Origin of the sequence: Streptomyces sp. NPDC002018, assembly GCF_042890865.1 — a bacterium.
In the GTDB taxonomy this organism is placed as follows: Bacteria; Actinomycetota; Actinomycetes; order Streptomycetales; family Streptomycetaceae; genus Streptomyces.
The window spans coordinates 34,996-49,798 of record NZ_JBIASO010000003.1 but is presented as its reverse complement, the minus strand read 5'-3'; the positions used below and the strand labels follow the sequence as shown (position 1 = coordinate 49,798).

Here is a 14,803-nt window from a genome sequence, read left to right as displayed (position 1 = left end):
GTCCCGCCATTTTCGCACCCCGGCGCAACTTCTTTACCGTGTGCCGCCGAGACCGCTCAGTACGGTCGTGGCCCGCTCCTGGGCACGCTCGCTGACCAGCAGGTCCGGGGTGACGCCCCGGCCGTCCACACCGTGGCCGGCCGGAGTGCGGTAATGGCCCACGGTCAGCTCGGCGACGGAACCGTCGGGCAGCCGGCTGGGCATCTGGACCGAGCCCTTGCCGAAGGTGCGCGAACCGACCGTGACGGACCGGCCGCGGTCCTGGAGGGCACCGGTGACCAGTTCGGCGGCGCTCATCGTGCCGCCGTCGACCAGCACCACCACGGGCCGGCCGGTGTCGCCGCCGGGAGCCGCGTAGAGGGCGCGCTGCTCACCGCGTATGTCGTACGTGGCGACCAGCCCGCCGTCGAGAAAGGCGGAGGCGGCCGTGACGGCCTCCGTGACCAGCCCTCCGGCGTTGCCCCGCAGGTCGAGCAGGACACCGACCCCCTCGGGCGCGCCCAGGACCGTGTCCCGCACCCGCTTCCCGGAGCCCTTCGTGAACGCCTCGACCGAGATCCGCAGCACACCGTCCTGGACACGGTCGACCGTGACGGGCCGGGTGGCGAGCCGGGCGCGGCGCAGGCTCTTCGTCCAGGAGCGCCCGTCCCGTTCCAGGCCCAGGACGACGGTGGTGCCGACGGTGACGGGGGCGGACCCCCCGCCGGTGGATCCGGCGCCGGACCCGGTGCCGGACCTGGCCCCGGAACCGGATCCCGGCCCCGATCCCGGCCCCGAGCCCGAGCCGGCCGTGGAGCCGGATCCCGGGCCGGTGGCGCCGCCGCGCAGCAGCGTCATGACCTCGGTCACGGGCCGGTGCGCGACCTCCGCGCCGTCGACGGTCCTGATGATGTCGCCGGGGCCGACACCGGCCGCGTCCGCCGGGCCGCCGGGCTGGACCCGGGTCACCTCGACCAGACCGCCGGCCGTCCGCCGGGCCTCGATCCCCACCCCGGTATAGGCGCCGTCGAGCGCCTGTTCGAACTCCGCGTACCGGCGCTTGTCGTACACCGCGCCCCAGCGGTCACCGCTGCGGCTGACGACCTCCTCGGCCGCCTCCGTGGCGGACTTCCCGTCGGCCATCGCCTCGGCCGCCGCCCTGGCGACCTCCTCGCGGTCGGCCGTGGCGGCGACATTCCTGGCGGGGACGCGGGCAGCCTTCTCCTCGGTGCGCGGCAGCGAGTCCGTCGCGGCGGCCGTGGCGAGGACACTCGCGAACAGCAATGTCAGGGCCGCCCCGCGGCGCAGACCGCGGGATCCATGGTGCGATGCGGAACCCGGCATGGCGCTGAGTCTAGGACAACGCCCGACGGCCCAAGGAAGCTTGTCCCCGCGCCGCCAGGGGCACTTGTCACACCCGGAGGTACTTGCGCAGCGCGAGGAAGGCGGCCACGGCGGGCATCAGCAGACCGATCGCGATCACCAGTGGAAGCTTGGCGAGCACGGCGTCCCAGCCGATGAAATTGACGAGCTGCATCTTCTCGGCGAGCGCCAGACCGTTGTCGATCAGGAAGTAACGGCCCACCATCAGCATCAGACAGGCCACCACACCGCCGATCAGCCCGGCGAACGCCGCCTCCATGATGAACGGCATCTGGATGTAGAAGCTGGAGGCGCCCACCAGCCGCATGATCCCGGTCTCCCGGCGCCTGCTGAACGCCGACACCCGTACGGTGTTGACGATCAGCATCAGGGCGATGACGAGCATCAGCGCCATCACACAGAGCGCCGCCACATTCATGCCGGTCATCAGGTCGAAGAGATTCTGGAGAATGTCCCGCTGGTCCTGGACGGACTCCACACCGTCCCGGCCGGCGAAGGCCGTCGCGACCACCTTGTACTTCTCGGGGTCCTTGAGCTTGACGCGGAAGGACTCCGGCATCTGGTCCGGGGTGATCGAGCCGGCGATCGGGGAGTCGCCGTACTTCTCCTTGTAGTGCTTGTACGCCTCGTCGGCCGTCTCGTAGTGGACCTTCTCGACGAGGTCCATCTTCTTCAGATCGGTCTCGATCTGCTTCTTCTGCTCACCCGTGACCGCGCCCTTGACGCACTTGGGCGCGGTCGCCGCGTCGTTCTTGTTGCAGAGGAAAATGGAGACATTGACCTTGTCGTACCAGTAGTCCTTCATCACGCTGACCTGGTCGCGCATGAGCAGCGCGCCGCCGAACAGGGCGAGCGAGAGGGCTACGGAGACGATGACGGCGAAGGTCATCGTGAGATTGCGGCGGAGACCGACGCCGATCTCCGACAGGACGAACTGGGCGCGCATGGCGTCCTTTCAGCTTTCGATTCAGCTTTCGGTGCTCAGTGCTGCCGGCCGCTCAGTGCTGGTAGCCGTAGACGCCGCGCGCCTGGTCACGTACCAGCCGGCCCTTTTCCAGCTCGATCACGCGCTTGCGCATCTGGTCGACGATGTTCTGGTCGTGGGTCGCCATCACGACGGTGGTGCCGGTGCGGTTGATGCGGTCCAGCAGCTTCATGATGCCGACGGAGGTCTGCGGGTCGAGGTTGCCGGTCGGCTCGTCCGCGATCAGCAGCAGCGGGCGGTTGACGAAAGCGCGTGCGATCGCGACGCGCTGCTGCTCACCACCGGACAGCTCGCCGGGCATCCGGTCCTCCTTGCCGCCGAGACCGACGAGGTCGAGGACCTGGGGGACGGACTTGCGGATCTCGCCGCGGGACTTGCCGATGACCTCCTGGGCGAACGCCACGTTCTCGGCGACGGTCTTGTTCGGCAGCAGCCGGAAGTCCTGGAACACGGTGCCGAGCTGGCGGCGCATCTGCGGCACCTTCCAGTTGGACAGGCGCGCGAGGTCCTTGCCGAGGACATGCACCATGCCGTGGCTGGTGCGCTCCTCACGCAGGAGCAGTCTCAGGAAGGTCGACTTGCCGGAACCGGACGAGCCGACCAGGAAGACGAACTCCCCCTTCTCGATTTCGAGGGAGACATCACGCAGGGCCGGGCGGTTCTGCTTCGGATAGGTCTTGGAGACGTTGTCGAATCGGATCACGGGATGCACCACGCACGGTCGGCCGGAGATACGGGAGTACGGGAGTGGGTGAGGGGAAGTGAGGGAGTAGGTGAGCGAGACCTTACGCGAAGCGGACAGGGCCGCGCAGTCCGCGTCCGGGGTTGGGACAGGACCGGCCCCGACGGTACGTCCGGTCTTGCGGCGCTTTATCACGGATGCACGGCGACCGCCAGCGGTGATGGGCCCACCGGAATGCCGTCGGCCGCGCCGAAAGCGACGGGAACTGGCACAGTGGGGTGGGGAACGGTCGTGTTCCCCGGAGCGTTGAGCGGAGTGACACTGGCTGCGGCTCCGCCGCGCGGTGAGGAGGAATGCGCATGACCTACGACCGACTGGTGTGCGCCAACTGCGCGGGGCCCGTCAGCGAGGGCAGATGCCGCGTCTGCCGTGCCAACAGGGAGCGACTCCAGCAGCAGGGCCCCCTGGGCGGCCTGAGCCCGGTGGCTCTGCTGACGCTGCTCGTCCTGCTGGTGGCGGCGGTGGCGCTGGTCGCCGCCCATCAGCCCGCCTGACACCCGTCCCGCTCTCCCGAGCGCACATCCTCATCCGGGCACACAGAGGGGCCCGGACGCCTTGACCGGCGTCCGGGCCCCTTGTGTCTGTCCTACGGCTGTGCTGTCCGTCCGCGGTCGCCTCAGGCGGCCGTACGGCCACCGCCCACCAGACGCGGCAGCATCCGGAAGCCGACGCCGCCCGCGATCATGGTCGCGGCACCGATCAGCAGGAACGAGGTCTCGGCGGCGCCGGTCTCCGCCAGCTCCTCCTTGGCCGATCCCTGCTGCACCGGCTGCGAGCCGGCACTGTCGGTGTCGGTGTTGTCGACGCACTCGGCACCGTCGAGGTCCACGGTGCAGGTGCCCGCGCCCTCGTCGCCGCCACCGCTGCCACCGCTGACGCCCGCGCCGGGGTCGTCGGTCGGACCCGGGTCGGTGGGCTCGCCGGTCGGCGGCTCCTCGGTCGGAGGCTCCTCAGTGGGAGGCTCCTCGGTGGGCGGCTCCTCCGTCGGGGGCTCCTCGGTCGGAGGCTCCTCCGTCGGCGGCTCCTCAGTGGGAGGCTCCTCGGTCGGCGGCTCCTCGGTGGGCGGCTCCTCCGTCGGCGGCTCCTCGGTCGGAGGCTCCGGGATCTCGGTCGGCGCCCCGGTCTCCTCGTTGATTCCGATGAGGCCGACGTCGGCGGAGGCACTGACTCCGATACCCACGGCCTGAGCGGCGCCCGCGATGGTCAGCGAGGCGCCCGCCGCGATCACCGCGCCGGCGGCCACGCGTGCCACGCGGATCCGCGTCTTCTTGGTCATCTGCTTGCTACCCCCAGTAGCTCATTCGTCATCGGTGCAGCGTCCGGCGCGGCGACGGCGGGGGTCCGCATGTACTCCGCCCCCGGTCTCACGCGCCTCGGAATACGCATGCCGCGCGCCAGCTTTCCGACTTTTCATATACGCGTCAAGGTGGTTGCCCGTGCGATGACCGTTATCGCGTCAGTTGTCCGGCGCGAAGACGCAACTGTGACAAAGAAGGGAACTGCCGCCCGGTGGACGGCAGTTCCCTTGTCGACAAAGCGCGAATTTACTTGTCCTGCTGCTTGCGCCAGCGAATTCCCGCTTCCAGGAACCCGTCGATCTCACCGTCGAGCACACCCTGCGGATTGCCGACCTCGAACTCGGTCCGCAGGTCCTTGACCATCTGGTAGGGGTGCAGCACATACGAACGCATCTGGTTGCCCCAGGAGTTGCCGCCGTCGCCCTTCAGCGCGTCCATCCTGGCCTGCTCCTCCTGGCGGCGGCGTTCGAGCAGCTTCGCCTGGAGGACGTTCATGGCGCTCGCCTTGTTCTGGATCTGGGAGCGCTCGTTCTGGCAGGAGACGACGATGCCGGTCGGCAGGTGCGTGATACGGACCGCGGAGTCGGTGGTGTTGACGCCCTGTCCGCCGGGTCCCGAGGCGCGGTAGACATCCACGCGCAGCTCGGACTCGTCGATCTCGACATGGTCGCTGGACTCCACGACCGGAAGCACCTCGACCCCCGCGAAGGAGGTCTGGCGACGGCCCTGGTTGTCGAACGGCGAGATACGCACGAGCCGGTGCGTGCCCTGCTCCACGGAGAGGGTGCCGTACGCGTACGGCGCCTTGACGACGAAGGTGGTCGACTTGATGCCGGCCTCCTCCGCGTACGAGGTCTCGTAGACCTCGGTGCCGTAGCCGTGCCGCTCGGCCCAGCGCAGATACATGCGCTGGAGCTGCTCGGCGAAGTCGGCGGCGTCGACGCCACCCGCCTCGGCCCGGATGTTGACCAGCGCCTCGCGCTCGTCGTACTCACCGGACAGGAGCGTACGGACCTCCATCTCGTCCAGCGCCTTGCGCACGGACTCCAGCTCGGACTCGGCCTCGGCACGGGTCTCCGGATCGTCCTCGGCCTCGGCCAGCTCGAACAGCACTTCGAGGTCGTCGATCCGCCCCCGGAGCGCCTCCGTCTTGCGGACCTCGGCCTGAAGGTGCGAGAGCTTGCTGGTGATCTTCTGCGCCGCCTCCGGGTCGTCCCAGAGGGACGGGGCCGCGGCCTGCTCCTCCAGCACGGCGATGTCGGCCCTCAACTTGTCGAGGTCCAGGACGGCCTCGATCGACCCCATGGTCGAGGAGAGGGACTTCAGCTCTTCGGATACATCGACGACTGCCACGCCCCCAGCCTAGCTCCTCTTTGTTTTGGGGCTCGGTTCGCCTCCGGGCGCTTGGTGCCACTGTCGACGGTCGACCGTGCTCGGTTCGCTCGTTCCTCACGAACCTCCGCGCGCTCTCCCTTTCGACAGCGGCGCGCCCTTCGGCTCACTCGCCGGCGGCCGACAGCAGCCGGAAACAGGTCCGCACCCCGGGCGGCCGGGGTGACCGGACCCGAGGTGGGGCCCACCCTGGCGGCCTGGGGCGCGGATACGTCCTGGTTCCGCACGGCCGCCGGCGAGTGAGCCGAAGGGGCGCGTCGGTGCCGAGAAGGAGAGCGCGCGGAGGCCGTGAGGTACGAGCGGTCGAGCACGGTCGACTGTCGGCATCGACATGAAGCGCCCCGGAGGCGAACCGAGCCCCAAAAAAAGAAACAGCCCCGAAAAATTACGGCACCGGGGAAGTGGGGTGCTTGGAGTCCTGGGGGGCGGCGTCGTCGCCGCCCGCGCTCGTGGCCAGCCAGCCGCCCACGGCCACCAGCAGGATCACCAGTACCGAGACCACTCCCAGGGTGAGCCGGCGCTTGCGTACCGCCTCCGCCTTGTGGCGGGCCGAGCCCGGCCTGCGCTGGCCCGGGGAGCGGGGCGCGCGGGCCGTGCCCCGGGCGCCGCCCGCCAGTTCGTCCGGGCCGGGGACGCGCATGCTCGTGTGCGTGTCCCGGTTGGAGTCGGGCGCCGCGCCGGGGACGAGCGGGACCGCGCCGCGGCGGCGCGGCTCCTCGGGGGCCGTGGGGCCCGGCTCCTCGTAGGCCGGTTCGGCGGGTTCCGCGTCGGGCTCGTCCACGTCCAGCGGGGGGATGCCCGCGAGCAGCGGCAACTGCTCCCGCAGCCGGGCCGCCAGCTCGGACGCGCGCAGCCGTGAGGCGGGGGCCTTCGCCAGGCACTGCACGAGAAGCTGCCACAGCTCCTCGGGGATGCCGGGCAGCGGGACGACGGTCTCGGTGACATGACGGCGCAGTACGGCCCCGGGGTGGCCCCCGCCGAACGGGGTGAAGCCCGCCAGCAGCTCGTACAGCACGGTCGCCAGGGCGTAGATGTCGACCGCGGCGCGCGGCGGCAGGCCCTCCACGATCTCGGGCGCCAGATAGTCGGGTGTGCCGATGATCCTGGTCGCCTTGGTGCGGCGCGGGGTGTCGATCAGCTTCGCGACCCCGAAGTCGGTCAGCAGCGCGGGGTGCGCGCCGCCGGGGCCGAGCGGGCCCTCCATGTCGAGCAGGATGTTCTCGGGCTTGACGTCGCGGTGGACCACCCCGGCCGCGTGCGCGGCGGCGAGGCCGTCGGCGACATCGGCGATGATCGCGACCGCGGCCTCGGGTGCGAGCCGGCGCTCGCGGTCCAGACGGGTCCGCAGATCGGTGCCGCGGACCAGTTCCATGACCAGCGCCAGATCGTTGCCGTCCACGACCAGGTCGCGGACGCCGACCACCCGGGGATGGTCGAGCCCGAGCAGGGCGGTGCGCTCCTGCACGAAGCGCCCGACCAGTTCCTGGTCGGAGGCGAGGTCCTCGCGCAACAGCTTGATGGCCACGGGGCCTTCGGGCCCTTCCCCGAGCCACACCGTGCCCGCGCTGCCCCGCCCCAGAATCTGATGGGCGGTGTACCGGCTGCCGATATTCCGTGCCAAGACTGCTCCCTCAGCGGCTGGCGTTGCCCAGTCAAAGTACGCGGGTATCGGGGCGTTCCGTACGGGATCCCGGGGTTGTCCCCCCTGGGATCACTGCCCCGAGCCGGAGCCCGGGTCCGAACCGCCCAGCTCCGACAGCCAGTCCGTCACCGTCGAAAACGCGTCACTTATCGCGGTCCAGTAGCTCTTGCCCTCGGCGACCCAGTCCTGAAGAGGTGTCAGCTCCCAGATGAGCCAGCCCGCGACGAAGAGGAGGACGAGGGTGAACAGGCAGCCCTTGAGGCAGCCCAGGCCCGGGATCCGCATCGGGTTCGCGGTGCGCTGCCGCGGCTCGCGCGGCGGACGCGGCTGGCGCGGCGCCGGCTGCTGGGGCGGCGGCTGCGGCGGCGCGTACTGCTGCTGCGGCGGCGGCGCGTACCGCTGGGGCTGGGCCTGGGGCGCGTACTGCTGCTGCGGCGGCGCCTGGCGCTGGGGCCGCTGCTGCTGACGCGCGGGCGGCTGCGGCGGCTGATGCTGCTGCCGGGGCGCCTGCGGGCGCTGCGGACGGCGGCGCAGCGGGTCCTGGTCCGGATCCAGATACTGCACCTGCGTCTGCTCGTTGCGGTCACGCGCGGCCTGGAGCTGGCTCTGCCAGGGGTGCGGGCCCTCCGGCTCCGGGGTCCCGTCGGGACGCGGCGGCACGGGCGGCATGACGGCCGTCGGGTCGGCGGCGCCCCGGGGGTGGCCGGATCCCGGTCCGCCCGGTCCCGCGCCGGTGGAGGGCATGACGCTGGTCGCCGCGTTGGGGTCGTACGAGCCGGCGTTGCTCGGCAGGACCTGGGTCGGGTCGGCCGCCCCGGGCAGCTCGGGCACCGGCGCGGGCGCCGGGTCGGGCGCGAGCAGCGCGCCGACTCCCAGCGCGGCGTCGACCTGGGCGGATGTGGAGTGCACCCCGACCCCGGCGGCGACGGTCCGCAGGGCGCGGGCGAGGTTCTGGGCGCTGGGCCGCTGGTCGGGGTCCTTGCGCAGGCAGCGCTCGATGACCGTCCACAGCGGCTCGGGCACGGTGGTGGGACGGCGGGGCTCCTCGCTGAGATGGCGGTGGAGCACCTCCAGGGCGGTCGCGCCGGCGAACGGCGGACGTCCGGTGACCAGTTCGTACAGCAGGATGCCCGCGCCGTAGATGTCGACGGCGGAGGTCTGGGGGCGCCCCTCGGCGGACTCCGGCGCCACATAGGCGGGGGTGCCGACGAACTCGTGGGTACGGGTCAGCCCCGGGGAGTCGGCGAGACGCGCGATGCCGAAGTCCGTGAGCATCGGGTGCATGCCGCCGCCGTCGTCCTTGAGCAGGACGTTGGCCGGTTTGAGGTCCCGGTGCACGACGCCGTCGGCGTGGCTGGCGGCGAGCGCGTCCGCGATCTGGGCGGTCAGCAGGGCCGCCGCGACCGGGGAGAACGGGCCGTTGTCCCGCAGATAGCGGTGCAGGTCGGGACCGTCGACCAGGTCCATCACGAGCGCGAGGAGATCGCCCTCCACGACGAGGTCGCGGGTGCGCACGATATTGGGGTGGGTGAGCCGGAGCAGGACGGAACGCTCGCGCAGGAAGCGCATCACCACGTCCGCGTCGTTCGCCAGCTCCTCCTTGAGGACCTTGATCGCGACGGTCTCGCCGGGCTGGCCGGCCACGGCCGCCTCGGCACCGGCGGTCTCCCGCTGACGGGCGCGCCAGACGGTGCCCGTGGCACCGCGTCCGAGCGGCTCCTCGAGCAGGTACTTGCTGCCTACCGGCCGCACGTCATGCGCTCCCTGCTGGTCGGGTCATCCATGGCCCCGGGCGCCCCGGGCTTCCGACCCACTTTAGACCGCCCGAACGCGTCACCGAACGGATCATGGAACGGATCACCGGGCGGTCATCTTCCGGTCCCGCGCCGGTCGTGTTCGGAGGGAAGACGCTCACATACGGCGGATGGTTGCCGAACAGCAGGTCGGAGGGCGTCACAGATGATCACCAACTGTCTCGAAGTGATGAACCGGCAGGCACTTTTGCGCCAACAGCCGACTATTCAAGATCACTTGCTGTCGGCCGCCGGGCGTGTTGTCGGCGGCAGGTGCGAGGATGCCCCCAGCACGCGAAGGTGTGGGGTGGGGAGTCGCACCGTCCGTGCCGACCTGTACCGGGCGACGCGTCCGTGCGTGGTGGGGGGATTCACCGAGCGCTCCCCTGCCGGCACCCCGCGCAGAAGGGACCGCTGACGGCGATGCAGATCCGGCTGACCGTCCTCGCGCCGCGCGGCGGCCATGCCGCCGGACGCGCGTGCGACGTGCTCGTCACCGCCCCGGCCGGGACGGCGCTCGCCGCCGTCGCCTCCAACCTCGCCACCGCCGTCTCCGGCCCGGACGCCTCCGGCGCCGTCGTGCTGTACGCGGGCCGCGAGCGGCTCGACGCCCAGCGCTGCGCCCTCGGCGAGCCCCCGCTGATCGACGGCGCGGTGCTCTCGCTCCAGGTCCCCGGTGAGGACGACGCGCCCGCCGACGACGCCCCGGCCCAGCTCCATGTGGTGGCGGGCCCGGACGCGGGCGGGGTGCATCTCCTGCACGGCGGACGGATCAGAATCGGCCGCTCCGCCGACGCCGATGTGCCCCTGGACGACCCGGACGTCTCACGGATCCACTGCGCGGTGACGGTCGGCGACGACGGCCGGGTCTCGGTGGCCGATCTCGGTTCCACGAACGGCACGACGCTGGAGGGCGTCGCCGTCGGCGAGCGCCCGGTGCCGCTCGCTCCCGGCGCGCTGCTGCGGCTCGGCGAGTCCGCGCTCCGGCTGACCTCGGGCGGCCGCCCGGCCGCGCTGTCCACGGCCCCGGACGGCGAGGGCCATCTGCGGATCGTCCGGGCGGGCGGACCGGGCGGACCCGCCCCGGAGAGCGGGCAGGATCCCGCCGGTGCGGACGGCCGGGGAGGGCTCGCGTACGGCTCCGCCGACGGTCCGGGCGGGGTGGCCCCCGCGCGGTCCGGCGGCAGCGGTCCGGCGACGGGCGCGTACGGCACCGGCGGATTCGGCACGGACGGCTCGGGATACGGCCCGGAGGGCGCCTCTCCGGGCCCGCAGTACGGCAACGGCCTGCGCGAGCCCGCCCCCACGCACGGCGGTCCCGCTTCCGGCGCCCGTGACACCCCGGGTGCCGGCCCGGTGCCGGACGAGGACCCCCAGGGGCGTGGCGAAGGTCATACGGTCCGCGGGTACGGCGGCTCGGTGCCCGCCGGGGCCTCCAGCCGGATCCTGGGCCCGCAGTACGGCAATCCGCCGGGCGCCCCGCGGCTGCCCGACCCCCGCAGCGCCGACACGCACTACGGCTTCCGCGGCCGTGCCGAGGACGCCCCGGACGGGACCCACAGCCGGGCGACCGCGCCCGACCAGGCCGGTGGCGCCCCCTGGCGGCGGGAGGGCGAGGCCCGGCCCGGCGTGGGCCCGGCCGACGACGGCCCGCAGTCCCACAGCCGTACGCCGGGATCCCGACGGCAGCCCACGCCCGCCCACGGCACGGAGTCGCCCGACGCGGCCACCCCCCGGCGCGGCGGCATAGGCGCCTGGGCGCGACGGCTCACCGGCACCCGGGACGAGGAACTGCCCGACGCGGCCCAGGGCGGCCCGGGGCGGCCCTCGGCCGGCGCCGGACCCGTCCCGCCCGCCGAGACCAGTCCCGACCCGGCGGCGGTGCTGCTGACCGCGCTGGGCCCGGGGCCCCGGCTGTGGGAGCGCGACAGCCGCCACCCCGACGCGCTCGTCGTCCGGCTGGGCACGGCGGACCGCACGGCGTCCGGCGCCGCGGCAGCGCTGTCCGCCGCCCCGGTCACGGTCGGGCTGCGCGAGGCCGGCTCCCTCGCCCTGGCGGGCCCCCGGGAGCGGCTGACCGGTATGGCCCGCTGGGCCGTGGCCCAGCTCGCCGCGCTGCACTCCCCCGCCGATCTGGAGATCGTGCTGATCGCCACGGACCGCGCCAGGACCGTGGAGGAACGGGTCCAGGACTGGGGCTGGCTCGGCTGGCTCCCCCATGTGCGCCCCGCGCACGGCCAGGACTGCCGGCTGCTGCTCGCCTTCGACCGGGACCAGGCCGCCGCCAGGACCGCGGAGCTGACCCGCAGACTGGACGACGGCCCCCTCGGCCCCGGCTGGGCCTCGGCCGATCCCTGGACCATCACGGAGGCCGCCGCCCGCCACGACGGCCCGTACACCCTGGTGATCGTCGACGGCGACCCCGGTTCCGCCGCGCTGCGCGAGGCGACGGCCCAGCTCGCCGGGGCCGGGGCCGCGGCCGGGGTCCATCTGCTCTGCCTCGCCGAGACCCCGGCGGCCTCCCCGCTCTCGCCGATCGCCGCGACGTACGAGACGGCGTGCGCGGCCTCGCTGCCGTTCCGGGAGTGCGGGGCCGTCGCGCTGCTGAGCGGCGATGTGGCCACCTCGCTGCGGGTGCTCCGTACGGCCGTCGGCCAGCCCGCCGGGCATGGCACGGTCGCGGTGGTGGACGCGGTCTCGCGGGCCTGGGCGGAGCGTTTCGGCCGGGCGCTGGCGCCGCTGCGCGCCACCGCGGGGAGCGGCCGGAGCCGTCCCACGGCCGTGCTGCCCCGGTCGGCCCGGCTGCTCGACGAGTTGGGCCTCGCGCGCGCCACCCCGGCGTCCCTGATGGCCCGTTGGGCGTCCGCGGCGGACCGTACGGGCGACTGCACGGCGGTCCTCGGCGCCGGGCCCCGCGGCCCGCTGAGCGTGGATCTGACGGAGGAGGGCCCGCATCTGCTGATCGAGGGCCCGGCGGGCAGCGGCCGTACGGAGCTGCTGCGCTCGATCGCCGCCTCACTGGCGGCGGCGGGCCGCCCGGACCGGCTGGGGCTGCTGCTGGTCGACGGCGCCGGGGGCGAGCGCGGCGAAGGGCTCTCGGCCTGTACGGAACTGCCGCATGTGACCGAGCACCTCATCGCCTCCGACCCGGTCAGGATGCGGGAGTTCGCCCAGGCGCTGGGCGCCGAGCTGAAGCGCCGGGCCGAGCTGCTGGGGCCCACGCACTTCGCCGACTGGCACGCCGAGCAGGACGCGCGCGAGGTGTCGGAGCGGATGATCGGCCAGCGCGCGCCGAGCGCCGCCGAGCAACGGGCCGTGCGGCGGGGCGAGTCACGCGCCGACCAGCAGGAACAGCAGCCGGACGGCTTCCGCGGCGAGCCGGAGTCCCCCGCGCGCGGCACGCTCAGGCTCCGTGCCTCCTCGGGCCGTCCCGGCCACGGACAGCGGCCCGCGCCGCTGCCCCGGCTCGTCGTGCTCGTCGACGACTTCGACGCGCTGGTGGCGCCCGCGCTCGGCAGCCCGGGGCGGCCGGCGGCCGGTTCGGTCGTACGGGCCCTGGAGGCCGTGGCCAGGGACGGCGAGCGCCTCGGGGTGCATCTCGTGGCGGCCTCGGCGCGCCCGGACCGTACGGTCGACACGGAGCTGGCGCAGGGCGCGCGGCTGCGGGTCGTGCTGGACGCGCCGCCCGTCGCGCCCTCCCCCGACGATCCGGCGCCCGGCCGGGGCCGGCTCGGGCATCCGGACGGCCGGGTCACCCCGTTCCAGGGCGGCAGGGTCACCGGGCGCATTCCGCGCACGGCGACGCTCAGGCCCACGGTGGTGGTCGTGGAGTGGGAGCGGATGGGCGATCCACCGGCCCGCCGGCCGGTCAGGGAGCTGGGCAACGGACCGACGGATCTCGCGCTGCTCGCCAGCGCGCTCGACCGGGCCGCGCGATCGGTCGACGCCGTCCCTGTGGCCCCACTGACCCCGGCCCACCCGTGAAACCCTGAAGATCCCTTTACGTCCGTCGCGGCACGTCACGGGCCTATCACGATCGATGACCCGGCACGGGGAACGGTATTGCGGCGCCCGGTCACGCGGCGTAGGACTGTGCGCACGGGACGAGTGCAGCGCCGCCACGTCACGGCCGCGACGCTGGTTCCGCATGCGTAGATCCGTACGCACCAGGACAGAGACGGGGCAGTAATGGGCACAACTCCTAGGGCACGCAAGGCGCTTCGGACCGGCAGAGGGAGGTGGGGCAGCCGCAGGGCCGCCGTGGCGATCGTCGCCGTCGGTGCCGTGGCCCTCAGCGGCTGCGGCGGCGATTCGGGCGACGACAAGGGCGCGGACGGCGGCGCGAGCAAGGAACCCGCCGCGGCGAGCGTCCAACTGCCCCAGCTCGACGGTGAGAACATCCAGGTCGCGGCTGTCTGGACCGGGCCCGAGCAGGAGAACTTCACCAAGGTTCTGACGGAGTTCGAGAAGCGCACGGGCGCGAAGGTCACCTTCGTCCCCGCGCAGGACCCGATCGTCAACTTCCTCGGTACGAAAATAGCGGGTGGCAGTCCCCCGGACGTGGCGATGCTGCCCCAGGTCGGGGCGATCCAGCAGGCCGTGGAGAAGAAGTGGGCCAAGCCGGTCGGCGCCGAGGCGAAGGCCCAGCTCGCCAAGAACTACAGCAAGGTCTGGCAGGACCTCGGCGCGGTGAGCGGCGAGCAGTACGGCGTCTATTTCAAGGCCGCCAACAAGTCGCTGGTCTGGTACAACAACGCCGCGTTCGAGAACGCGGGCGCGACGGTGCCCAAGACCTGGCCGGAGTTCCTGTCCACCGCCGAGACCATCTCGGCGTCGGGCGTCACCCCGGTCTCGGTCGGCGGCGCCGACGGCTGGACCCTCACCGACTGGTTCGAGAACATCTATCTCTCCCAGGCGGGTCCGGAGAAGTACGACCAGCTCGCGAAGCACGAGATCCCGTGGACCGACGGTTCCGTACGGGACGCGCTGAGCACGCTCGGCCAGCTCTTCGGCAAGCCCGCCCTGATCGCCGGCGGCGCGGACGGAGCGCTCCAGACCGAGTTCCCCGCCTCCGTCACCCAGACCTTCACCGGCGGCGACCAGCCCAAGGCCGCGATGGTCTTCGAGGGTGACTTCGTCGGCGTCAACATCGGCGAGACCGAGGCCAAGATCGGTACGGACGCCAAGGTCTTCCCGTTCCCGGCGGTCGGTCCCGACTCGCCGGTCGTGACGGGCGGCGACGCGGCCGTGGCGCTCAAGGACAGCAAGGGCGCCCAGGCGCTGCTGACCTTCCTGGCCTCCACGGACGCCGCACAGATCTGGGCGGAGGCGGGCGGCTTCGTCTCGCCCAACAAGTCCCTGGACGTGGCCTCGTACCCGAACGACGTCCAGCGCGACATCGCCAAGGCGCTGATCGCCGCGGGCGACGATGTGCGCTTCGACATGTCGGACCAGATGCCGCAGTCGTTCGGCGGTACCCCCGGCAAGGGCGAGTGGAAGGCGCTCCAGGACTTCCTGAAGAACCCGAAGGACGTCGCGGGGGCCCAGCAGAAGCTGGAGTCGGACGCGGCCAAGGCGTACAAGAGCTGA

General features: G+C 72.7%; 10 protein-coding genes. 3 read left to right on the top strand and 7 right to left on the bottom strand.

Annotation, left to right across the window (positions count from 1 at the left end; genetic code table 11):
• Positions 1-33 precede the first annotated feature (33 nt).
• The 3 genes from ACFYYH_RS05855 to ftsE form a co-directional block, all read right to left on the bottom strand.
• Complete coding sequence (locus ACFYYH_RS05855; RefSeq protein ID WP_388546457.1) at positions 34-1,323, bottom strand: S41 family peptidase; 1,290 nt, start codon at positions 1,321-1,323, stop codon at positions 34-36.
• A 67-nt stretch (positions 1,324-1,390) separates the two neighbouring features.
• The gene (ftsX, locus tag ACFYYH_RS05850; RefSeq protein ID WP_388546454.1) at positions 1,391-2,308 is read right to left on the bottom strand and encodes a permease-like cell division protein FtsX; all 918 of its coding nucleotides are present in this window, start codon (positions 2,306-2,308) and stop codon (positions 1,391-1,393) included.
• A gap of 52 nt (positions 2,309-2,360) precedes the next feature.
• Positions 2,361-3,050, bottom strand: a complete 690-nt coding sequence (gene ftsE, locus ACFYYH_RS05845) for a cell division ATP-binding protein FtsE (RefSeq protein ID WP_046503740.1) — start codon at positions 3,048-3,050, stop codon at positions 2,361-2,363.
• A gap of 338 nt (positions 3,051-3,388) precedes the next feature.
• Here ftsE and ACFYYH_RS05840 point away from each other — a divergent pair, with 338 nt between their 5' ends.
• Positions 3,389-3,583, top strand: a complete 195-nt coding sequence (locus ACFYYH_RS05840; RefSeq protein WP_066943440.1) for a hypothetical protein — start codon at positions 3,389-3,391, stop codon at positions 3,581-3,583.
• A 122-nt stretch (positions 3,584-3,705) separates the two neighbouring features.
• Here the strand turns inward: ACFYYH_RS05840 and ACFYYH_RS05835 are convergent, their stop codons facing one another.
• From ACFYYH_RS05835 to ACFYYH_RS05820, 4 genes are all read right to left on the bottom strand, one after another.
• Entirely contained in the window at positions 3,706-4,365 is a 660-nt protein-coding gene (locus ACFYYH_RS05835) for an LPXTG cell wall anchor domain-containing protein (RefSeq protein ID WP_388546452.1), read from the bottom strand.
• A gap of 268 nt (positions 4,366-4,633) precedes the next feature.
• On the bottom strand, positions 4,634-5,740 hold the full coding sequence (gene prfB / locus ACFYYH_RS05830; protein WP_388546449.1) for a peptide chain release factor 2: 1,107 nt from the start codon (positions 5,738-5,740) through the stop codon (positions 4,634-4,636).
• A 424-nt stretch (positions 5,741-6,164) separates the two neighbouring features.
• Positions 6,165-7,400, bottom strand: coding sequence for a serine/threonine-protein kinase (locus ACFYYH_RS05825; protein ID WP_388546447.1), 1,236 nt, complete (start codon positions 7,398-7,400; stop codon positions 6,165-6,167).
• A 90-nt stretch (positions 7,401-7,490) separates the two neighbouring features.
• Positions 7,491-9,173 (bottom strand): serine/threonine-protein kinase, encoded by a 1,683-nt coding sequence (locus ACFYYH_RS05820; RefSeq protein WP_388546444.1) that lies wholly within the window; start codon positions 9,171-9,173, stop codon positions 7,491-7,493.
• Positions 9,174-9,637: 464 nt separating this feature from the next.
• Between ACFYYH_RS05820 and ACFYYH_RS05815 the strand changes: the two genes are divergently transcribed.
• Both ACFYYH_RS05815 and ACFYYH_RS05810 read left to right on the top strand, forming a co-directional pair.
• Complete coding sequence (locus ACFYYH_RS05815; RefSeq protein WP_388546442.1) at positions 9,638-13,198, top strand: FHA domain-containing protein; 3,561 nt, start codon at positions 9,638-9,640, stop codon at positions 13,196-13,198.
• A gap of 204 nt (positions 13,199-13,402) precedes the next feature.
• Positions 13,403-14,803, top strand: coding sequence for an ABC transporter substrate-binding protein (locus ACFYYH_RS05810; protein WP_388546440.1), 1,401 nt, complete (start codon positions 13,403-13,405; stop codon positions 14,801-14,803).